This window comes from Pseudenterobacter timonensis, assembly GCF_900021175.1.
Taxonomy (GTDB): Bacteria; Pseudomonadota; Gammaproteobacteria; order Enterobacterales; family Enterobacteriaceae; genus Enterobacter; species Enterobacter timonensis.
This window is the reverse complement of record NZ_FCOP01000013.1, coordinates 611,872-634,403: the sequence shown is the minus strand read 5'-3', so window position 1 is coordinate 634,403 and position 22,532 is coordinate 611,872. Positions and strand designations below refer to the sequence as shown.

The following is a 22,532-nucleotide window of genomic DNA, read 5'->3' as shown; positions in this document are numbered from 1 at the left end:
TAGTGCCCGTCGGGCCTTGCAGACCGGGCATACGCAAGCGCCACCCGGCAATACAACAGCATCAATCCTTATCCGTTGCGCTCAGCGTTACGGAGGAGAGATAGTTCAACAGAGCGATATCATTATCCACGCCCAGCTTCATCATGGCCGATTTCTTCTGGCTGCTGATGGTTTTAATGCTGCGGTTAAGTTTCTTGGCGATTTCGGTCACCAGGAAGCCTTCGGCAAACAGGCGCAACACTTCACTCTCTTTCGGAGAGAGACGTTTGTCGCCGTAGCCGCCAGCGCTGATCTTCTCCAGCAGGCGGGAGACGCTTTCCGGAGTAAATTTCTTCCCTTTCTGCAGCGCGGCCAGCGCTTTCGGCAGGTCGGTCGGCGCCCCTTGTTTCAGGACAATCCCTTCAATATCCAGGTCCAGCACGGCGCTTAAAATCGCCGGGTTATTGTTCATGGTCAGAACAATGATCGACAGGCTCGGGAAGTGGCGTTTGATGTACTTGATAAGCGTGATCCCGTCACCGTATTTATCGCCCGGCATGGAGAGATCGGTAATGAGCACGTGTGCATCAAGTTTCGGAAGGTTATTAATAAGTGCTGTGGAGTCTTCAAATTCACCGACAACATTCACCCACTCGATCTGTTCAAGTGATTTGCGAATACCGAACAGTACAATCGGATGGTCATCGGCAATAATTACGTTCATATTGTTCATGTATAAGGCTACCTTGCTACAGCAAGCTTTTGACGTAGGCGTCAATGTCGCTGATATATTTTTCTATGCCTGAAGCATCCTTCTCGCGAATAAGATGTTCCAGCGTTTCACATAACTGCTTGCCCGGAACCAGATTAAGCATGGCAAACACCCCTTTAAGCCGGTGTGCTGTCTGTGCCAGCGCCGCAAAATCGTTAGCGGCTGACTCAGTATACAACCGCTTAACATCATCCGGTACTGTATCAACAAACAGGGAATAGTAGCCGCTGGCATGGAGTTCGGCATTTTCATTACCGCCCAACGGGGACTCCGTAAGCTCTTCCTGCGCTAACTGCTCCTCTATAAGTTGTAGTACCGCTTCCTGCATCGCATTGCTGATATTAAAGTTAACGCGCAATTGTCCGGGACCAATTTTCCGCACGCCAGGCTCATCATCGCTTAAAAGCAAGCCGGAGGCAGTAAGATTAGACGGATTATCCGTTAAAAAGAGATCAAATTCTTGACTTGTCAGCCGCTCATCGGGTGTGATGCAGGCCGCCCCCCAGTTCTCCAGCTGACGAATTACGATATTGCGGATCTCATTTGAGGTGACATCCACCATCACCACCACATCGTCCAGCAGCCGCTCCTCATCCTCTTCCTGCGGGTTGGCCGCCATTTTCACATGCAAAGAGTAACGTGTGCCGAGCGACTCGCGCGCCTTGATGTTGAGGTGCCCGCCAAGCTTGCGCGCCAGCTGATCGCACAGCCAGAAGGTTAATGCGTTGGCCTTGCCGTAGCGATCGCCCTGGGTATCGTTAAGGAACGGGAAGTGCAGATTATCGATCTCGCTAAGGGTTACCCCTTCGCCGGTATCCAGCACGCGGAAGGTCAGACGATCGTCGGCCGATTCGTCAGTACTCACCTCCAGGGTGATTTTACCTATCTGGGTAGTGGTAACGGAGTACTGGATCAACATCAGCAGAATACGGCGCAGCGCGTCGCGATCGCCATGGCGTTCATCGTTGGCCGGCAGATTATTGTTAATCAGCAGCTGAAGCCCTTTGCGCTTGATGACGGGCAGCACTTCCGGCACCACTTCATCAATCAGATCCTGGATGGAGAAGAGGGTGGAGTTACCTTTCCAGCCGTCGTTTTCCAGCATATTTGCCAGCTGGATCTCATCCACCAGCCGCACCAGGGTATCCGCCTCACTGGCAAGCTTGCGGCTTTCCGGCGTGTCCATCGCGCCGGCATGGTCCGCCAGGCTTTTCAGCGGACGCTTAAAGGCGTCGCTGATATTCTGCATAAACGCGGCGCGACCCTGCTGATTCTTCTCATACAGGCGCTGCGCCTGCTTAAGCTTCTTGTTGACCAGCACTTCGCGATCCTGGTCACGGATAATAAAGATCTGCGTGCGTGAGGCGACCTGGCTTCTGAACTGCCGGATTTCGTAGAGCTCATTATTGATCGTGGCCTGAATCACCCCCTGATGCTGGTCGGCCATCGCGGTGATATTTTGCAGATTGAGGTGCGGCAAGAGGTGATCGGCAATCTTGTTGCTCATCACCGTACGGTTCGCTTCCTGATCGTGCACCAGCAGGCCAAGCGGCAGAACGGAGACTATCTCTTCATTCAGCGCCCGCAACACGCGCAGCTCTTTACCGGCGGCGCTGGGGAGCGGGGCGTCACTCTGGCGTCCTGGCTGGAAGCGGAAGGTGGTATAGCCAAACAGCGCCAGCGCCAGTAGCCCGATATTGAGGAGCAGCGGCAGCAGGATATTTTGCAGCGTATCGACCATTAAGGAGCCAAACGGCACCTGCCACACAAGCCGCATCCCGGTGGAAGTGAGCGCTGAGGCGATCTCAATGCGCGAGCCGTTGAAGGTGATCGCCACGCTGTCCGCACTTTCTTTATCATTCGCTGCTCGCGCGTTTTGCGCAGCGGTGTCCTGCTCCAGGCGGAAGCTGTCGAGCGGCATATCCGGCGGGATCAGATCGTTAATAGGCAGATCGAAAGCCACGACCGTCGTCAGGTGCCCCGGCTGATTGAAGGTGGTACGCAGGGTGAAGTAGTGACCGTTCTGCCAGGCCAGGCGGCGCAGCGAAGAGAAGCTTTCCCGCTCGTCGAGGGCATTTGCCTGCTGGAGCATCTCCGCGCGGCGGGAATCGACAATGCCCCCCACCGTGGTCTCTTTAAAGCCGGAGGAGAGATCTTTAAGCGGCAGGGTAGAGATCAGGATCATGCTGTTATCCTGACCGTTAAGGTAGTACATGGACCACGGAACGGTTTCTGCGCCCCAGAGCGTATCCAGATAGCTGGAAATTCGCTGCGTCATCTCAAGAGTGGCGCTGTCATGCGAGCCGAAAATCAATGCTTCAGTTTTACGTCGCGGCTTTTCAAGATAGTAGACATCCTGTTTCAGGCGCGTTTCCTGCAATCCTTCTCCCGATGCGCTGGCCGGCGCGGCGGCGATATTGTCGTAGATCTGCCAGGTGGCGTAGCGCCAGGTGTCGATGCGCTTATGCAGCGCATGGGTGATATCGACAATCTGGTAGCTGCGGTCTTTCAGCCAGGTATTCACCGCGCTCTGTACCATCACGCCCATTGTGACCAGCAACACAATGATCAACAGAAGAAAGAAGCGGGTAATGCTTCCGGGCAGAAGTGAAAATTTGCTCGACGCTGTGGTATCAGACTGACTCATTGATTCGTTAAACCCGTGATGACCGCACTTAAGGGGATAGGGCAGTATAAAGGGTAATACCCGAATTTCCAGCGTCCTTATTGACATTCCGGGGGACTTTTTAACAATTTTGCAGGCACAAATAGGCTGGGTGTTTATCTGTACAATGAGCGTCGAACTGTACAAATTACCCGCAAATTCTGTAAAAAATAGCACGAATTAACAAGAAATTATAACACGGATTTATTTTTGGCATGAATTTTGAACAAAACGGGGAGCGGGAAATAAACGTTACTAATATGTTGCAGTAGCAGAAATTGATTCAGTTTACGTAAAGAAAGGTAAAAAAAAACCGAATGCGCGGCATCCGGTTCAAATAAGGTTAAACAGACATTCAAAACTGAATGACGGTAATAAATAAAGTTAATGATGATAGCGAGAAATATTTTAGTGAACTTCTCAATTTTTGTTTTGGCAATCAGTGCTATAAAAATATATCGCATAACCGATTGATTTAATGATGATTATTTTTATTTTTCGCTCTGCGTGCCCTATTTTTTAGCGCTGAGTGCTCTAAAAAAGTTCCGTAATATTTATAATTTGAAACAACTTTATAGATAAATGAAACATCCTCAAAGTTTTCGTATCATATTCGTGTTGGATTATTCTGTTTTTTTGCGGAGAATGAGTTGCCGACTGGTTAAGAGGGTTAATCAGTAAGCAGTGGCAAATAATAAGGCATATAATAGAGGGTTAATATAATGAAAGTTAAAGTACTGTCCCTTCTGGTCCCGGCTCTGCTGGTAGCAGGCGCAGCCAACGCGGCTGAAATTTATAACAAAGATGGCAACAAATTAGATCTGTTCGGTAAAGTTGACGGTCTGCACTATTTCTCTGATGACGATGGCGCTGATGGCGATCAGACTTACATGCGTATCGGCTTCAAAGGTGAAACCCAGGTGAACGACCAGGTGACCGGTTACGGTCAGTGGGAGTACCAGATCCAGGGTAACACTACCGAAAGCGACAACCAGTCCTGGACGCGTGTGGCGTTCGCGGGTCTGAAATTCGCTGAAGCGGGCTCTTTCGACTACGGTCGTAACTACGGCGTTATCTATGACGTTACCTCCTGGACCGACGTTCTGCCTGAGTTCGGCGGCGACACCTACGGTGCGGATAACTTCCTGCAGTCCCGTGCTAACGGCGTAGCAACCTACCGTAACCAGGACTTCTTCGGTCTGGTGGATGGCCTGAACTTTGCTCTGCAGTATCAGGGTAAAAACGGCAGCGTAGACGGTGAAAACGATACCGGCCGCAGCACTCTGAAACAGAACGGCGACGGCTACGGCGCGTCTCTGACCTACGATCTGGGCGAAGGCTTCAGCGTTGGTGGTGCGATGGCCTCTTCCAAACGTACCTACGATCAGAACAACACCGCGGCGCTGGGTGATGGCGATCGCGCAGAAGTTTACTCCGGCGGCCTGAAATATGACGCCAACAACATCTACCTGGCGGCACAGTACTCTCAGACCTACAACGCAACCCGTTTCGGCAATTCTCAGAACGATAGCGAAGTTTACGGTTTCGCCAACAAAGCGCAGAACTTCGAAGTGGTTGCACAGTACCAGTTCGACTTCGGCCTGCGTCCGTCCGTGGCTTACCTCCAGTCTAAAGGTAAGGACATTGAAGGCGGCTACGGCGATCAGGATCTGCTGAAGTATGTTGATGTTGGCGCGACCTACTACTTCAACAAAAACATGTCCACCTACGTGGATTACAAAATCAACCTGCTGGATGATAACGACTTCACCCAGGCTGCAGGCATCAGCACCGACGATATCGTCGCGCTGGGTCTGGTTTACCAGTTCTAAGCGAAAACGCTTTTCTCAGGGGCCATTCGGCCCCTTTTTTACTCCCTTTTTAGCGCTTAACCGCAACGCGATTTACGTGTACTCTTGCCGCCCTGGCATGAGGATAATAACGAATGGATATGATTTCTTTACGGGCCAGCTTTCTGGCTGCACTCTTGTTTCTGACGGCATGCGATACCTCCACTCCGGCTGCAACGCAGACCGCGCCTGCGGCTACGGTGCTGGAAGGCAAAACCATGGGCACCTTCTGGCGCGTCAGCGTCATCGGCATTGACAGCGCGCGCGCCGGGGAGCTGCGCGGCAAGATCCAGAATCAGCTGGATGCCGACGACCGGCTGCTTTCTACCTATAAAAACGACTCTGCGCTGATGCGCTTTAACCTCTCGAACAGCACATCGCCCTGGCCGGTAAGTGAAGCGATGGCCGATATCGTGACCGAAGCGCTGCATGTGGGCTACAAGACGAATGGCGCGATGGATGTTACCGTCGGGCCTTTGGTCAACCTGTGGGGCTTTGGCCCGGACAAGCAGCCCGTGACCACACCCGATCAGGCGCAGATTGACAATGCCCGCGCCCGTACCGGTCTGCAGCATCTGACGGTCATTAACCAGTATGGTCAGCAGTATCTGCAGAAAGATATTCCCGATCTCTTTGTCGATCTCTCCACCGTCGGTGAAGGCTACGCGGCGGATCATCTCGCGGCGCTGATGACCCAGGAGGGGATTGCCCGCTACCTGGTCTCCGTGGGCGGGGCGCTGGTGAGCCGCGGGATGAACGCCAGCGATACACCCTGGCGCGTGGCCATTCAGAAGCCCACCGACACGCAAAACGCGGTGCAGGCCATCGTCGATATTAATGGCCACGGCATCAGCACCTCCGGCAGCTATCGCAACTACTATGAGCTGGATGGCAAACGCCTCTCCCACGTTATCGACCCGCAAACCGGCCGGCCGATCGAGCATAACCTGGTCTCGGTCACGGTGATTGCGCCTACGGCGCTGGAGGCCGACGCCTGGGATACCGGGCTGATGGTGCTGGGGCCGGAAAAGGCCAAAGAGGTGGTGCGTCAGGAGGGGCTGGCGGTCTATATGATTGTGAAAGAGGGGGAGGGCTTTAAAACCTGGACCTCGCCGCAGTTCGACAGCTTTCTGGTGAGCGGTCGAAATTAAAAAGCAAGGTTGCGGGTTCATCCCGGCTGGCGATCGGGCAGGTTATGGGTATGCTTGAAAGAGGAGTCCATGATGAAAAACCTGACGCTTACCGATGCGGATCGCTGGCAGGCCGTGCTGGCCCGCGACCCCGCTGCTGACGGCCAGTTTGTCTTCGCCGTACGCACCACCGGCATTTTCTGCCGTCCCTCCTGCCGCGCCCGCCAGGCGCGGCGCGAAAATGTCTGCTTTTACGCGGATGCCCGGGAAGCGCAGCGGGCGGGGTATCGTCCCTGTAAACGCTGTGTGCCCGACCGGGAGGCGCCGCAGGCGCACCGGATGGCGCAAATTGAAAAAGCCTGCCGTCTGCTGGAAGAGCAGCCCGATATGACGCTTGCGGCGCTGGCCAGCGAGATGGCCACCAGCCCTTACCATTTTCATCGTCTCTTTAAGGGCGCAACCGGCATGACCCCTAAAGCCTGGCAGCAGGCGGCGCGGGCGAAACGGCTGCGCCAGGCGCTGGAGCAGGGGGCGGCGGTAACCGATTCGGTGCTGGCGGCCGGCTTCCCGGACAGCAGCAGCTACTATCGCAAGGCCAATGACGCGCTGGGTATGACCGCCACGCAGTACCGCAACGGCGGCGAGGCGCTAAGAATAGATTACGCGACCGGCGACGGCTCGCTGGGCCGCTATCTGGTGGCGCAGAGCGAGCGCGGGGTCTGCGCTATTCTGCTGGGGGATGACGATCGCGCCCTGACGCAGGAGCTGCAGCGGCTTTTTCCCCGCGCCGAGCTCCGGGCGCTGCAGGGAGAGCCCGCCGGGCAGATCCGCGAGGCGATTGCCCGCCTCGATCGCACCGGCGCCCCTCTGGCGCTGCCGCTTGATATTCGCGGCACCGCCTTCCAGCAGCAGGTCTGGCAGGCGCTGCGCAACATCCCCCGCGGCGAAACCGCCAGCTATCAGCAGGTGGCGCAGGCGGTGGGGAGACCCCGGGCCGTGCGGGCCGTAGCGGCGGCCTGCGCCGCCAACCGGCTGGCGATTATTATCCCCTGTCACCGCGTGGTACGCAGCGACGGCGCCCCCGGCGGCTACCGCTGGGGAGCTGCCCGCAAGGCGCTACTGCTGCGGCGCGAGTTAACCGAGGAGGAGTAATGCTCGATCTGTTTGCCGATGCTGAACCCTGGCATGAGCCGCTCGCCCCCGGCGCGACCATTCTGCGCCGCTTCGCGCTGGCTCGCGCGCCCGCTCTGATGGCGGGGATCGCGCAGGTCGCGACCGTCGCGCCGTTTCGCCATATGGTAACCCCGGGCGGTTATACCATGTCGGTCGCCATGACCAACTGTGGCGAGCTGGGCTGGGCGACCAATGCGCGAGGCTATCTCTACTCGCCGGTCGATCCTCTCAGCAGCCAGCCCTGGCCGCCGATGCCCGAGGCGTTTACCGCGCTTTGCCACGAGGCGGCCGTGGCGGCAGGTTATCCCGATTTCCGTCCCGACGCCTGTCTGATCAACCGTTACGCGCCGGGGGCGAAGCTTTCGCTGCATCAGGATAAAGATGAGCCGGACCTGCGCGCGCCCATCGTCTCCGTTTCGCTGGGGCTGCCTGCGGTGTTTCAGTTTGGCGGCCTGCGCCGCAACGATCCGCTGAAACGCCTGCTGCTCGAACATGGCGACGTTGTGGTCTGGGGCGGGGAGTCGCGGCTCTTTTATCATGGCATCCAGCCCCTTAAGCCGGGCGATCATCCTCTGACCGGAGAGTATCGGTATAACCTCACCTTCCGGCAGGCCTCGTATAACGAATAAAAATAAGAATTATTCTTGATGTGAGCGGCGGGCAGTTTAAACTGCTGGCTGTTTTTTCTTGTCTGGATTGCTCTGCATGCAGCTACTTCTTCTTGTCTGGCGGCAGTACCGCTGGCCGTTTATCGGCGTGATGGCGCTCAGCCTTGTCAGCGCCGCGCTGGGCATTGGCCTTATCGCCTTTATTAACGTGCGTTTAATCGAGATGGTGGACACCTCCCTTGCGGTGCTGCCGGAGTTTCTCGGCCTGCTACTGTTGCTGATGGCGGTGACGCTTGGCTCGCAGCTGGCGCTGACCGCGCTGGGGCATCACTTTGTTTACCGCCTGCGCAGCGAATTTATTAAACGTATTCTCGACACCCAGGTCGAACGCATCGAACAGCTCGGCAGCGCCTCCCTGCTGGCGGGGCTGACCAGCGATGTGCGGGCCATAACCATCGCATTTGTGCGACTACCGGAGCTGGTGCAGGGCATTATCCTGACCTTCGGTTCGGCGGCCTATCTCGCCTGGCTCTCCAGCAAAATGCTGGCGGTGACTACCCTCTGGATCGTCGTAACCATCTGGGGCGGTTATCTGCTGGTGGCGCGGGTATACAAACATATGGCGGTGCTGCGTGAAACCGAAGATAAGCTCTACAACGACTACCAGACGGTGCTGGAAGGGCGTAAGGAGCTGACGCTTAACCGTGAGCGCGCCGAGCATCTCTTCAATAACCTCTACATTCCCGACGCCCGGGAGTATCGCCACCATATCATTCGCGCCGACACCTTCCACCTGAGCGCGGTGAACTGGTCGAACATTATGATGCTGGGGGCGATTGGCCTGGTCTTCTGGATGGCCAACAGCCTCGGCTGGGCCGATACCAACGTGGCGGCGACCTACTCCCTGACGCTGCTCTTCCTGCGCACGCCGCTGCTCTCTGCGGTAGGGGCGCTGCCTACGCTGCTCAGCGCCCAGGTGGCCTTTAACAAGCTGAACAAATTCGCGCTGGCACCCTATCGGGCTGAGTTCCCGCGACCGCAGCGCTTCCCGGAGTGGCAGCGCCTGGAGATGCGTAACGTCACCTTCCGTTATCAGGACAATAATTTTGCCGTGGGGCCGATTAACCTTACCCTTCAGCGCGGCGAACTGCTGTTCCTGATTGGCGGCAACGGCAGCGGGAAATCGACCCTGGCGATGCTGCTGACCGGGCTTTACCAGCCGCTGTCGGGGGAAATTCTGCTCGACGGTCGGCCAATGTCGACGGAAAAACCGGAAGATTACCGCCAGCTCTTTTCCGCCGTCTTTACCGACGTCTGGCTCTTTGAGCAGCTTCTGGGGGCGCAGGGAGAGCAGGCGGATCCGCAGCTGGTGGCGACCTGGCTTGCGCGTCTGAAGATGTCCGACAAACTGGAGCTTAAGGATGGCCGCATCCTCAATCTGAAGCTCTCAAAAGGGCAGAAGAAGAGGGTGGCGCTGCTGCTGGCACTGGCGGAGGAGCGCGACATTATCCTGCTGGATGAGTGGGCCGCGGATCAGGACCCGCATTTCCGTCGCGAGTTCTACCAGGTGCTTCTGCCGCTGATGCAGGAGATGGGTAAAACCATTTTTGCTATCAGCCACGACGATCACTACTTCATTCACGCCGATCGCCTGCTGGAGATGCGTAACGGCCAGCTTACCGAACTGACCGGCGACGAGCGCGTAGCCGCCTCCCGGGATGCGGTGGCGCGTACCGCGTAAATTGCACGCCGGGCGCAGCGTCGCCCGGCATTTGCCGCTTTTCTGACCACTCCCGCCCGCCGTTTAGTATCAATTACGTTTCCCCGCGCTATGCTTGATAACAACTCATTTCAGGGATCTATGAAATATGCACATCAGGAAAAACAGCGCCAGGCTACGCGACCAGGAGCGTGCCCGTCTCATCTGGCTGCTCACCACCGATAAGGCAGTCACCTCCACGCTGCTGGGTAAGCTCACCCTGGCTGAGCAATATGATGTCGGCACGCTGGCCGACGATATTGCTGAGGTAGGGGCGCTGGTGGCCCATCTGCCGCCGCCCGATCTGGCGGATACGCTGGAAGCCCTGCCTTCCGAAGAGCGTCACGCGCTGTGGCGGCTAGTGCAGGATCATGAGCGCGGACAGGTACTGCTGGAGGCCTCGGAAAACGTCTGGGACGATCTGATCGACGAGATGAGCGACCAGGCGATCCTGGATGCCCTGCAGACGCTCGATATCGACGACCGGATCTATCTGGTACAACATCTGCCGCGTAACCTTACCGGCCGCCTGCTCGCCTCGCTGCCTGCCGGAGAGCGCGCCCGCGTGCGGCAGGTGATGAATTATGAAAAGAACAGCGTCGGGGCGATCATGGAGTTCGGGGTGGTGACGATCCGCTCCGACGTCACGCTGGCCGCCGTGCAGCGCTACCTGCGCCGGCTGGGCAACATGCCGCAGAACACCGACAAGCTCTTTGTCACCTCGCGGGATAAAACCCTGCTGGGTGAGTTGACGCTGCAAACCATCCTGGTGAATGGGGGGCAGATACGGGTGAGCGAGGTGATGGAGGCCGATCCGATGACCTTCTCCCCGGAAGATGACGCGGAAAAAGCGGCCCGTACCTTTGAACGTGACAACCTGATCAGCGCCCCGGTGGTGGATGCGGCGGGCAAGCTGATGGGACGCATTACCATCGACGAGATTGTGGATGTGGTCTATGAAGAGACCGGCAACGATATGCGCGCGATGGGCGGCCTCAGCGCTGAAGAAGATGTCTATGCTCCGGTCAGACGGGCGGTAAAGAGCCGCTGGGCGTGGCTGGCCATTAACCTTTGCACCGCCTTTATCGCCTCCCGCGTGATCGACGGCTTCGAGCAGACCATTTCCCAGCTGGTGGCGCTGGCGTCGCTGATGCCGATTGTGGCGGGCATTGGCGGCAACACGGGCAATCAGACCATTACCATGATTGTACGCGCGCTGGCGCTGCAGCAGATCCAGCCCGGCAACTTCACCTTTCTGATCCTGCGAGAAATGGGCGTGGCGTTAATCAATGGCCTGGTCTGGGGCGGGATAATGGGCGGGATCACCTGGTGGCTGTATGACGACATGGCGCTGGGAGGCGTGATGACCCTGGCGATGGTGCTCAATCTGCTGGTGGCAGCCATAATGGGAGTCATTATCCCGATGGTCATGACCCGCCTGGGGCGCGACCCCGCCGTGGGGTCGAGCGTGATGATTACCGCCATTACCGATACCGGCGGTTTCTTTTTTTTTTTTGGACTGGCGACGATTTTTCTGCTTTGAGGGCCGCTTTGCGTCGCAGGCGGGCAGGGACGAGCGCCATCACCACGAGTCCACCCAGTACGCCGAGCGCCAGGTTGCCGGTGTAGACGGTGGCCGCCACGGTCACCAGCATCACCAGCGTTTCGGTCACCGGCGCCGCTTTGAGAGTTGCGGGCTGAACGCTGTGCCAGCTGAAGGTCTTTATGGCGACAATCGCCATAATACCCGCCAGCACCGCCATCGGGATTTTTGCCATGACTTCGCTGAGCGCGGTAACCAGCACCAGCAACACGATCCCGGCGGCAAAGGTCGAGACGCGGCTGCGCCCTTTGCCCATCTCCACGTTGACAATGGTCTGGCCAATCATGGCGCAGCCCGCGATCCCGCCGTAAAAGCCGGACATGATATTCGCCACGCCCAGTCCGATGCTCTCGCGGCGTTTGCTGGAAGGGGTGACGGTCAGTTCATCCACCAGCTTGGCGGTCAGCAGTGACTCCATCAGGCCGACAAAGGCGATACTTAACGCGCAGGGCCAGATGATGCTCAGGGTCTGGAGATTAAGCGGCACCAGCAGCTGCGTCAGCCCCGGCAGACCGCCGCTCATGGAGCCTTCGTCGCCTACGGTCGGCAGGATCTGCCCGCTGGTGACGGTAAAAAGCGTCAGCAGCACAATGGCGATCAGCGGGGAGGGGACGCTCTTAATGTAGCGCGGCGCCCAGAGCACGATCAGAATGGTCAGCACAAAGAGGCCGACAATCAGCGGACTTTTGCTCCAGAAGTGCGGCACCTGGGCAAAGAAAATCAGGATGCCCAGCGCGTTGACGAAGCCGGTCATTACCGACTGCGGGATAAAGCGCATCAGCCGCGCCATACCGAGCACGCCAAACAGGATCTGAATGATCCCCGCCAGTATTACCGCCGGTAAGATGTACTGCACGCCGTGCTGGGCCACCATCGGCCCGATAACCAGCGCCACGGAGCCCGCGGCGGCGGTGACCATCGCCGGACGTCCGCCAAGCAACGACATGGCCAGACAGAGCACCACCGAGGCGATCAGGCTGACCTTCGGGTCAACTCCCGCCACAACGGAGAAGGAGATCACTTCCGGGATCAGCGCCAGAGCGGTAATCACACCGGCCAGCGTTTCACGCATAAAAAGTTTGGGCGAGCGCAAAACGCTCATGACGCGGCCATCAGCGGGCGTCAGGGAAGAGGTGTGGGGTAATGACATACAATTCGCAGGTTAGGGCAAGCTTCCGTGCGCGCGATCACAAAGTGCAGCATAGTACCCAGGAAAACGGCGCATTTCCAGTTGAGAATGTAATTCCCTTACAAACAATCAATCATTAAATTTCACAATTACAATAATTTCGTAACCTTTAAACCCCCTTTAAAAGTTGCTACCGTCCTCCCCGCAGCGAATGTGGCCTGCAATTTCCACGCAAAAAGCACCATTACAGGTAAGGCAATATGATGAAAAAAACGACTGCCATGCTCTTTTCCATGGCCGTGGGGCTGAGTCTCGTCTCCATGACGACCCGCGCCGACGCGCCAAAAGAGCAGGAGACGGATGTCCTTTTAATTGGCGGCGGTATTATGAGCGCCACGCTGGGGACCTATCTGCAGGAGCTCCAGCCGGACTGGTCCATGACCATGGTCGAGCGTCTTGATGGCGTGGCTCAGGAAAGCTCTAACGGCTGGAACAATGCCGGCACCGGCCATTCGGCGCTGATGGAATTGAACTACACCCCGCAGCAGAAGGACGGTTCCATCAGTATCGAAAAGGCGGTGGAAATTAACGAAGCATTCCAGATCTCCCGTCAGTTCTGGTCGCACCAGGTTAATAGCGGCGTCCTGCACGATCCGCACACTTTTATCAATACCGTACCGCACATGAGTTTTGTCTGGGGGGAGCAGAACGTTAATTTCCTGCGCGCGCGTTACGCGGCGTTGCAGCAGAGCACGCTGTTCCGCGGCATGAAGTATTCTGAAGATCACGCTCAGATCAAAGAGTGGGCGCCGCTGGTAATGGAAGGGCGCGATCCGAACCAGAAGGTGGCTGCCACCCGTACTGAAATCGGCACTGACGTCAACTACGGCGAAATCACCCGCCAGCTGGTGGCCTCCCTGCAGAAGAAGCAGAACTTTGCCCTGCAGCTCAATACCGAAGTGCGCGGGTTCAGACGTAACGCCGACAAGAGCTGGAGCGTCACCGTCGCCGACCTGAAAAATCATGAGGCGGAGCGCGTTATCAGGGCGAAATTTGTCTTTATCGGCGCGGGTGGCGCCGCGCTGAAGCTGCTGCAGGAGACCGGTATTCCCGAAGCGGAGAACTATGCCGGTTTCCCGGTGGGCGGCCAGTTCCTTGTCTCTGAAAACCCGGAGGTGGTGAACCGCCACCTGGCGAAGGTTTACGGTCAGGCCTCGGTCGGCGCGCCGCCGATGTCAGTTCCGCATATCGATACCCGCATGCTGGACGGCAAGCGCGTCGTGCTGTTTGGGCCGTTCGCCACCTTCTCCACCAAATTTTTGAAAAACGGTTCGCTGTGGGATCTGCTGAGCTCTACCACCACCTCTAACGTCATGCCGATGGTGGACGTCGGGCTGGATAACTTCGATCTGGTGAAATACCTGATTAGCCAGGTGATGCTCTCCGATGACGAACGCTTTGAAGCGCTGAAGGAGTACTATCCGCAGGCGAAGAAAGCGGACTGGCGTCTGTGGCAGGCGGGCCAGCGCGTGCAGATCATTAAGCGCGATGCGGATAAAGGGGGCGTGCTGCGTCTGGGGACCGAAGTGGTCAGCGACCAGGAAGGGACGGTTGCCGCGTTGCTTGGCGCCTCGCCGGGAGCCTCGACCGCCGCGCCAATCATGCTGCACCTGATGGAAAAAGTCTTTAAAGACAAAGTGGCCAGCCCGCAGTGGCAGGCGAAGCTGAAAACGATTATTCCTTCCTACGGTACGAAGCTGAACGGTAACGTGGCGGCCACCGAGCAGGAGCTGGAGTCCACCAGCCGCGTGCTGCAGCTTCAGTATGAAAAACCGCAGGCACCAGGAGCTGCGCCAGCAGCGGAGCTGAAGCCTCAGCCGGAAAATAAACCGGTGGCGGATATCGCTCTCTGATAAGACAACGCCGGGTGAGACCCGGCGTTTTAATTAGCGCACTACCGCGTTTTCGATTTTGTTATCAGCTTTCCAGATGCGGTACTTCACCTCAATATTTTCAGGCGCATAGACCACGATGGGCAGTTTGCTGTTATAGCGCAGCAGGCTGTTTTCTCCCAGCCAGGCGGTGACAAATTTCTCTTCTTTCTTGCCGTCCGGGCAGGCCATCATCGTGGAAACCGGGGAGGAGACCGCATCGAAGCGATAGTAGTCATACCCCCAGCCCTCCAGCGTCTTGCTCTCCAGCTTGCCGCCCAGGCGGTGGGTATTACAGTCCACCTTCATCTTCTGACCAATCAGCAGCTCGACCTTGTAGCCTGACTCATCATCCTGAGGCGGAAGCTGGATCATCTGCCGTTTCATCCCCTTTTCAGCCTGTGGCCAGGGGGCTGTCTTCTCCTGCGGCTGCACGTCAGTGGCAAAGGCGCTGGCGGAGATCGCGGCGAGCAGGGCGAGGGAGAGTGTCTGTACCTTTTTCACAATCGTTCCTTCTGTCAAAACATCGCTAACAGGTTAGCATAGACGGTAAAAGTGACTGGTGAAATTTACTTATATTTTCCATGTAACTGGATTAATAAGCTGATTTTTTGCCTGTTGATTAGATGAAAGTGCTGTTGTGGCAACAATGAAAGGAACGTGTTAGGGTTAACAAAAGAGAGTGTTATTCATCTGTAAAGGGAAGAGCATTATGGTTCGCGCAAAACTGAAAACTCCCGCAGGCAGGAAGTTTTTACTGTCGCTGTTTGTGGTATTTCTGATTGCCGCCGCAGGAGTAGGGCGGGCGACGATTGTCGGCGTGATTGAGCAATACAATATCCCTCTCTCCGAGTGGACCACCAGCATGTTTGTACTGCAATCAGCGATGATTTTCGTCTACAGCATGGTTTTTACCATCCTGCTGGCCATTCCGCTGGGGATATTTTTTCTTGGCGGCGACGACAAGAAACAGGCCTGACGGCAGAAACAAAAAAACCAACCGCGAGGTTGGTTTTTCACGAGAATGGCTGCCACGGATCATTGCCCCGGCATCGTCTTTCAAAAAAGGTATCTGGTAGCGATTTCTAACACTCCTGTGCCAGTTAGTCTCTCGTTCTATGGGCTATGAGGTTAATCACGGGCAGGATCGCTGTACCATTTGCATAGAACAGATTGGAATTTGTGAAACCCGTTTCAATTACACCGTACAATTATATTAAAAATAAAGATGATATGACCCGAATCAATTGTTAATAGTGATAGGACTATAACCACATCAAGATACATTTTATTTACAACTTATATGAGGTCTGGGAAGGCAGAGCATAACGTTAGTTTTTTATATTAGTATTATTCTCCACAATGTTGACTGCATTGATATTCATGATTGACATCTTCTCCTGGCACAGGATCTAACAAAATAATTCCTTTCTCATTGTTATATAGTTCAGTCTTACAATGCTAGTGATTATTATGATTTATCGAATGTATCGGTTTATATTAATTAATTCATTTGCTAAATAATAAATCTGGTAACTCTCTCTGGTGTGATTGTTTATTTCACATTTTGTCAACTAATAATCGTTTTTCGTAGGTGTAGTGCATATCTGGTATTCTTTGTTATCCTGTAGAGAAGTAATCTTATGAAAGTCTACTATTAGATGCTTAACCTTGATGTTGATATTTTATTGTGGTTTATTCTAATATGGTTTTGTAAGGAAACATCGTTCACTTAATAACTATTTTAAAATGGAAAGGAACAGGCATAGCCGATACGTTCCAGCATGAGGCGTCCAAAGCGCGCATAAATCTAAAAGCAAATATGGATACAGATGTGCTGAAGAAAGCCGGACTGCCGCTTAAACGCTTTGCTATTGGTAGTTTCAGTAATGGCAACGAGAGTCGTTCGTTATCGCAATAGAGAAAAACGTCAATAAAATTACTTCAAGATAGTATTTTCGGAATTTAACCCGAGATTAAATCTGATTGTTGAAAATACCCTCACGGATCACGGCAAGGAAGCGCTACTCATCTGCAGCAATGCCTGACACCGAGGCGTTAATGGAGAAAGTATCATGCATTTGACAGACACACTGGCTGATACGGCCAATACTGGTCTTAATCGCTATTGCCTGGATATTCCATCCTGTGCCTCATCATTGGATGTGGAGGAGTTCAGTGGCAAGGAACATTTAAGCAGGCTTTACTATTACAATATTGTTTTTACCAGCACGGATAAAAATATCGACGCCACACAGCTGCTCAGCAAGCCCGCTACGCTGACGATGGGCGGCGGTATTTTATTGAACCTTACAGAATGCAAACGCGTCCATGGCGTAGTGACCGCTTTCCGGCGTATCAGTAGTTCAGAAGATCAGGCGAAATATCAGATAACCCTAGAGCCTTTCCTCTCTCTGATAGATAAACAGTTCCGCAGCCACCGTTTTTTCGTCAACAAATCGGTTCCGGAAGTGGTGGAGCAGATTCTGACCGAACATGGGCTGAAGGGCTGGGAGTATGAATTTAACCTCAAACAAAGCTATCCGAAGCGTGAGCAGATAAACCAGTACCATGAGAGCGATCTGGCGTTTATTCAGCGCCTGTTAGCGGAGACAGGGATATTTTACTGGTTCACCCTGCAGGAAGAGGCGCAGAGCGAAGTGGTCCATTTTGCCGATGCGCAGCGGGCGCTGACGTTTGGTAAAAGCCTGCCGGTCAACAGCCCGTCCGGGATGAGTGATAACGGCGCTGACTCGGTGTGGGGGCTGAACGTCACGCACAGCGTGGTGGAAGCAAGCGTCACCGCCCGGGACTATAACCACCGTGACGCACAAAGCGTCCTGCAGTCTGCGCCGGCGGATATGACCCGCGGGGATGGTGAAGGCCATACATACGGTGAAGTGTACCACTATAAACTGCGTCACCTGGCGCGCGGCGACAAAATCGACCCGACGGCAGAAAGTGCTAACTTTTACGCGCGCCTCGACCATGAGCGTTTTTTGACGAACCGGACTCTGATTAGCGGCAGCAGTACCGCGGCATGGCTTGCGCCGGCACAGGTGCTGACCATTACCGACAGTCTGCCGTCGACCCTACCTGCGCCCTTGCAGGATCCGGTATTAATCACCGGAACGGGGTTTATCGCCAGCCGTAAGGAGGCGCTGCGGGTGACCCTGCTGGCGGTGCCCTACAGCGAAACGGTCTGCTGGCGCCCGCCGCTGCTGCCGCGCCCGAAGGTGACCGGGACGATGACGGCGCGCGTCACCAGTGCAAAGGCTGGCGATATTTACGCCTGGCAGGATGCGTCCGGCCTCTACCGGGTGAGGTTTGACGCCGATCGGGATGACAAATCACCAGGCCAGGAGAGCATGCCGGTGCGTCTTGCCAAACCCTACGGTGGTGACATGTACGGTTTTCACTTCCCGCTGATCCAGGGTACTGAGGTGGCGATAGCGTTTCACGAGGGCGACCCTGATCGGCCCTATATCGCTCATGCGCTGCACGACTCGCGGCATGTCGATCACGTAACGGAGAAGAACAGCACACGCAACGTCATCAGGACAGCTGGTCTTAACAAACTGCGTATGGAGGACAAACGCGGTAAGGAGCATATCAAGCTCAGCACCGAGTACGGCGGTAAGACGCAACTGAATCTGGGACACAATGTGGATGCGTCCAGGGCGCTGCGGGGGGAGGGCGCGGAGCTGCGGACGGATGACTGGATAAGTATCCGGGGCGGGAAAGGGGTATTTATAAGCGCAGATATGCAGCCGCAGGCGCAAGGACAGATGCTGGAGATGGATGAAGCTATCCGGCAGCTGGAGCAGGCATTAACTTTGGCACGCAGTATGGCGAAGGCAGCAACCTCTGCGAAGGCTACTCAAGGTGATATAGGTAGTCAGCAACAGTTAAATGCGTCTTTAAGTGACCTCAACGCACCGGGGATACTGCTGCATGCTCCACAGGGGATTGGTATGGTCAGCGCCAGGGCGCTGCGGATAGCTTCTGGAAGTGAAAGTGTGGGTATCATGTCGGGAGACAATACCGACATTAGTGCTGGCCAGTCGTTCACCGCTGCAGCGGGAGAAGCCGTCAGTCTGTTGGCAAAGAATCAGGGTATGCAGCTACTGGCAGCAAAAGGCGTGGTAAATATTCAGGCGCAGAGTGATGCTTTATCGATTAGCGCTCGACAGGATATTGATATTCAAAGTTCTGAAAGGAAAGTGACTGTCTCTGCTCATCAGGAACTGGTCCTGGCGTGTGGTGGTGCTTATATCAAACTGAGCGGCGGAAATATTGAACTGGGCTGCCCGGGAAATATCCTGCTTAAATGCACGAATATGCAAAAGATGGGCGCAGCCAGTCTTGATATAGCGCCGGTCGAAATGCCGGTAGGATTTGGTGGCGGTTTTATTCTTACTGATGATAAAGGTATTCCGCAGCCTTCAACACCTTATCGCATAACAACGGCAGAAGGTGATGTTTTACAGGGGATTACTGATGAAGAAGGCAAAACAGCGCAGGTCAGTACGTTCATTCCGTCATCGGTAAAAGTTGAGTTCGGTAAAATAAAAGCTAACGGAGAGGCGGAATGACAAAGTATCAGGGATATGATGTAACAGATGCTACCCATAAAACCAGTATTTATAATGACTGGAAAACGGTTGTCGCAAAGAAAAAACCAGTACGCGGCGTGACCTTAACCATTGGTGTATTTTTCGATGGCACGGGGAATAATCGGGAAAATACGGCATCCCGACTGATGAAGTTCAATGAATGCAGTGCCCCCAGGCAGGGAGTGAATCAAAAGGATGCGCAAAGCTGCGAGGACTTTTTTGAAGCCATCAATAAAAATAGCCTCTCGAATGGCAGCTATAGAGGGTATTATTCAAATATTCATTGGTTAAACTCCCTCTACATAGCGGATCAAACCTTGATGGAGGATCAGACTCAGGCACAAATTCAGACTTATATTGCCGGGATAGGTACCGCGGTGGGTGAATCAGACTCGGCCATCGGTATGGGGTTGGGTACCAGTATTCTGGATATGTTTGAAGGTGTGGTGACAAAAACCGACGAAGCCATGGAAGGTATCACTCGTGCGATATTAGAATTTATGACATTCAATTTAAATCCTGATTTTTGTATTGCAAAAATTCAATTTGATGTCTTTGGCTTTAGCCGTGGGGCGGCGGCGGCGCGGCATTTTGCTAATCGGGTTATGGAACAGGATCCTGCTATTGCCAGGGCGATTGTGAAAGGGCTCAGAGGTGATTATTACGATGGTAAACCTTCCGGTGAAGTCCGCTTCCTGGGGCTTTTCGATACCGTGGCGGCTATTGGCGGGATCAGTAATTTCTTCGACATTAACGGCCGCAGCAATCCGGGAGTGAAGCTGGAATTGCGTCCCTCGGTCGCGAAGAAAGTTTTCCAGATTACGGCGATGAATGAATACCGCTATAACTTCAGCCTGAATAGTATTCAGGGCATGTGGCCCGAGCTTGCTCTGCCGGGAGCCCATTCAGACATTGGCGGGGGTTACAATCCGGTGGGTTCACCTCTGCAGGAAAATGAAAGTCTGTTTCTGAGCTGCCCCGAATTTGAAATCGTAAGCGACGATACCAGAGAAACCGATACGCGAGTCTATCGTAAGGCGGAGGAAGCCAGAGCAATGCTGATGACTTTACCTGCCTTAAGGCACATTTTGCCTCATGGAAAAATCACCACCAAAACTCGCTCCGTAGGTGTGATAAATAGCAATCAACGTCGGGCTGGCATGATACAAAAACAGGTGGGAGCCGCAGTGGTTTTTGAGCGAATGGCAATTCCCAATGACTGGGCCAACGTCTGTCTGCGCGTGATGCTGGATGCAGCTCAGGAAGCAGGGGTATTGTTCAATGAAATTCAAGAAGAAGATGAAGAATATTCACTGCCGGCAGAGCTAAAAGTTGTTTGTGATAAAGCTATCGCCCAGGGGAAAGCGGTGCGCCAGGGGCAGGTGCCGCAAGCCTTTACTGAGGAAGAGCAGTTACTCATAGGAAAATATACCCACTGCTCCGCCAACTGGAACATAGAGTCCGATCGTAATTTATGGGTGGACCCTAAAACGGGAGAGATATTTATCCGTCGTTTGGGTCCCAAAGAAGATAAAGCGTTTGTCTTCCCGAATAAACCTAATGACCACTGGGTGCGTTCCGTATGGTATATGGACGATCAGCAGTGGCTGAGTGATAACGCAGAAAAAACGACGACGTTATGACGTCTAATTATTAACGCTACAGGATGGCACTATGACCAGAATTAAAATTATATTTACCGCGCTGCTGCTGATGTCAGTGACTGGGTGTACCACAGACAAATCTCCGGCCCCGGGCGAGACCGAATGGGGCTACAAAAAACTGCCATACGTCGAATGGAAGTTTCTTTTTATTTATCCCAAAGCGCTGCCCGCAAAGGCCACCCAGGCGCTGATGGTGGACGGGGCTGGTTACAAGACAACTTATCATTATATTGATGCTACGAGACCAAGTCAGGTCAGCGTGGGCCGCTGGAATGACCATCTGGGGGCGACTCAGGCCTATTACAATAAAGGGAAAGCGTTACCCCTGATGCTGCGGTTCTGCTGGGACTCGGTCATCGATAAAAAGAGTTATGAGACCCGGATACTGTTTAAAGAAGGGACCTGGGAGCAGATGACCACCCCTTACACCGACAGTCGCTGGGACGAAACCTATTACCGTTCAACCATGATTATTGGTCTGGCGCCTGAGGGTAAGGTCAGCGTCTGGCTGGGAGATCGCGGTAATCCGGTGGTTCCGCAGTCGGATGCCAAAATCACCACGGTATCCGGTGACAAAATGAAGATGTGCAGGGGGATGACTGACTTCCCTAATGGATATAGATACACCAAAGGAACAAAAGCTTTTATCAAGGGTAAAACCTACCCCTACGGTAACTGGTGAGACCGGGCAACAGCGCCCGGTTATTAACGCTACAGGATGGCACCATGACCAGATTTAAAATTATATTTACCGCGCTGCTGCTGATATCAGCGACAGGGTGTACCACAGACAAATCTCCGGCCCCGGGCGAGACCGAATGGGGCTACAAAAAACTGCCGTACGACGAATGGAAGTTTCTTTTTATTTATCCCAAAGCGCTGCCCGCAAAGGCCACCCAGGCGCTGATGGTGGACGGGGACGGTTACAAGACAACTTATCATTATATTGATGCTACGAGACCAAGCCAGGTCAGCGTGGGACGCTGGAATGACCATCTGGGAGTGACTCAGGCCTATTATAACAAGGGTAAGGCACTGCCCCTGATGCTGCGGTTCTGCTGGGACTCGATCATCGATAAAAAGAGTTATGAGACCCTGATATTGTTTAAAAATGGGACCTGGGAGCAGATGACCACGTTATATACCGACAGCTATCGCCCCGATGAGACATATTATCGTGACACGATGGTGATTGGTCTGGCCCCCGGCGGCAAGGTAAGTGTCTGGCTGGATAATTTAGGTGATCCGGTGGTTCCGCAGTCGGATGCCAAAATTACCACGGTATCCGGTGACAAAATGAAAATGTGCAGGGGGGTGACTGACTTCCCTAATGGATATAGATACACCGAAGGAACAAAAGCTTTTATCGAGGGTAAAACCTACCCCTACGGTAACTGGTAAAACCGGGCGAGACGGAATAGGACTGCAAAAACTGCCTTACGACAAATGGACGTTTCTCTTTATTTATCCCATAGCGCTGCCCACCCAGGCGCTGATGGTGGACGGGGCCGGTTACAAGACGACCTACCAGTGCGTTGATGGTATCGAATCAAGTGATGTCAGCGTAGGACGCTGGAATGAGCATCTGGGGTGCTAAACAGCTTTTGGTGCAAAAACTATGTTTCAAATGCGGTGGAATGATGATCTGTTTTG

At 54.4% G+C, this 22,532-nt stretch carries 16 protein-coding genes; 12 read left to right on the top strand and 4 right to left on the bottom strand.

Going from position 1 to position 22,532, the window contains the following annotated elements; all coding sequences use genetic code 11:
* Positions 1-61 precede the first annotated feature (61 nt).
* Positions 62-712 (bottom strand): response regulator transcription factor RcsB, encoded by a 651-nt coding sequence (rcsB, locus tag BN3796_RS18340; RefSeq protein WP_061709783.1) that lies wholly within the window; start codon positions 710-712, stop codon positions 62-64.
* 16 nt (positions 713-728) lie between these two features.
* Positions 729-3,398 (bottom strand): phosphotransferase RcsD, encoded by a 2,670-nt coding sequence (gene rcsD, locus BN3796_RS18335; RefSeq protein ID WP_061709782.1) that lies wholly within the window; start codon positions 3,396-3,398, stop codon positions 729-731.
* A gap of 740 nt (positions 3,399-4,138) precedes the next feature.
* Between rcsD and BN3796_RS18325 the strand changes: the two genes are divergently transcribed.
* The 6 genes from BN3796_RS18325 to mgtE all read left to right on the top strand — a co-directional run bounded on the left by BN3796_RS18325 (position 4,139) and on the right by mgtE (position 11,479).
* A complete protein-coding gene (locus BN3796_RS18325; RefSeq protein WP_061709780.1) occupies positions 4,139-5,248 on the top strand; it encodes a porin OmpC in 1,110 nt (369 codons plus the stop codon).
* A gap of 113 nt (positions 5,249-5,361) precedes the next feature.
* The gene (gene apbE, locus BN3796_RS18320) at positions 5,362-6,417 is read left to right on the top strand and encodes an FAD:protein FMN transferase ApbE (protein ID WP_061709779.1); all 1,056 of its coding nucleotides are present in this window, start codon (positions 5,362-5,364) and stop codon (positions 6,415-6,417) included.
* Positions 6,418-6,489: 72 nt separating this feature from the next.
* Positions 6,490-7,548, top strand: a complete 1,059-nt coding sequence (ada, locus tag BN3796_RS18315; protein ID WP_061709778.1) for a bifunctional DNA-binding transcriptional regulator/O6-methylguanine-DNA methyltransferase Ada — start codon at positions 6,490-6,492, stop codon at positions 7,546-7,548.
* On the top strand, positions 7,548-8,198 hold the full coding sequence (gene alkB / locus BN3796_RS18310) for a DNA oxidative demethylase AlkB (RefSeq protein WP_061709777.1): 651 nt from the start codon (positions 7,548-7,550) through the stop codon (positions 8,196-8,198). The genes ada and alkB overlap by 1 nt, the downstream gene beginning before the upstream one ends.
* A gap of 76 nt (positions 8,199-8,274) precedes the next feature.
* A complete protein-coding gene (locus tag BN3796_RS18305) occupies positions 8,275-9,918 on the top strand; it encodes a multidrug ABC transporter permease/ATP-binding protein (protein ID WP_061709776.1) in 1,644 nt (547 codons plus the stop codon).
* A gap of 127 nt (positions 9,919-10,045) precedes the next feature.
* Positions 10,046-11,479, top strand: a complete 1,434-nt coding sequence (mgtE, locus tag BN3796_RS18300) for a magnesium transporter (RefSeq protein WP_061709775.1) — start codon at positions 10,046-10,048, stop codon at positions 11,477-11,479.
* Here the strand turns inward: mgtE and BN3796_RS18295 are convergent.
* A complete protein-coding gene (locus tag BN3796_RS18295) occupies positions 11,421-12,689 on the bottom strand; it encodes a SulP family inorganic anion transporter (RefSeq protein WP_061709774.1) in 1,269 nt (422 codons plus the stop codon). The two genes, mgtE and BN3796_RS18295, sit on opposite strands and share 59 nt — an antisense overlap.
* 242 nt (positions 12,690-12,931) lie before the next feature.
* Here BN3796_RS18295 and mqo point away from each other — a divergent pair, with 242 nt between their 5' ends.
* On the top strand, positions 12,932-14,581 hold the full coding sequence (mqo, locus tag BN3796_RS18290) for a malate dehydrogenase (quinone) (RefSeq protein ID WP_061710062.1): 1,650 nt from the start codon (positions 12,932-12,934) through the stop codon (positions 14,579-14,581).
* 33 nt (positions 14,582-14,614) lie between these two features.
* Here the strand turns inward: mqo and eco are convergent, their stop codons facing one another.
* Complete coding sequence (gene eco, locus BN3796_RS18285) at positions 14,615-15,103, bottom strand: serine protease inhibitor ecotin (protein ID WP_061709773.1); 489 nt, start codon at positions 15,101-15,103, stop codon at positions 14,615-14,617.
* Between the two features lie 208 nt (positions 15,104-15,311).
* Between eco and BN3796_RS18280 the strand changes: the two genes are divergently transcribed.
* The 5 genes from BN3796_RS18280 to BN3796_RS18260 all read left to right on the top strand — a co-directional run bounded on the left by BN3796_RS18280 (position 15,312) and on the right by BN3796_RS18260 (position 22,280).
* Complete coding sequence (locus tag BN3796_RS18280) at positions 15,312-15,578, top strand: DUF2534 family protein (protein ID WP_061709772.1); 267 nt, start codon at positions 15,312-15,314, stop codon at positions 15,576-15,578.
* A 1,096-nt stretch (positions 15,579-16,674) separates the two neighbouring features.
* On the top strand, positions 16,675-19,194 hold the full coding sequence (locus BN3796_RS18275) for a type VI secretion system Vgr family protein (protein WP_061709771.1): 2,520 nt from the start codon (positions 16,675-16,677) through the stop codon (positions 19,192-19,194).
* A complete protein-coding gene (locus BN3796_RS18270) occupies positions 19,191-20,858 on the top strand; it encodes a T6SS phospholipase effector Tle1-like catalytic domain-containing protein (RefSeq protein WP_061709770.1) in 1,668 nt (555 codons plus the stop codon). Before BN3796_RS18275 ends, BN3796_RS18270 begins: the two co-directional genes overlap by 4 nt.
* 31 nt (positions 20,859-20,889) lie before the next feature.
* Entirely contained in the window at positions 20,890-21,561 is a 672-nt protein-coding gene (locus BN3796_RS18265) for a DUF2931 family protein (protein ID WP_061709769.1), read from the top strand.
* A 44-nt stretch (positions 21,562-21,605) separates the two neighbouring features.
* Positions 21,606-22,280: a DUF2931 family protein gene (locus BN3796_RS18260; protein ID WP_061709768.1), complete on the top strand. Its 675-nt coding sequence runs from the start codon at positions 21,606-21,608 to the stop codon at positions 22,278-22,280.
* The last annotated feature ends 252 nt before the right edge of the window (positions 22,281-22,532 follow it).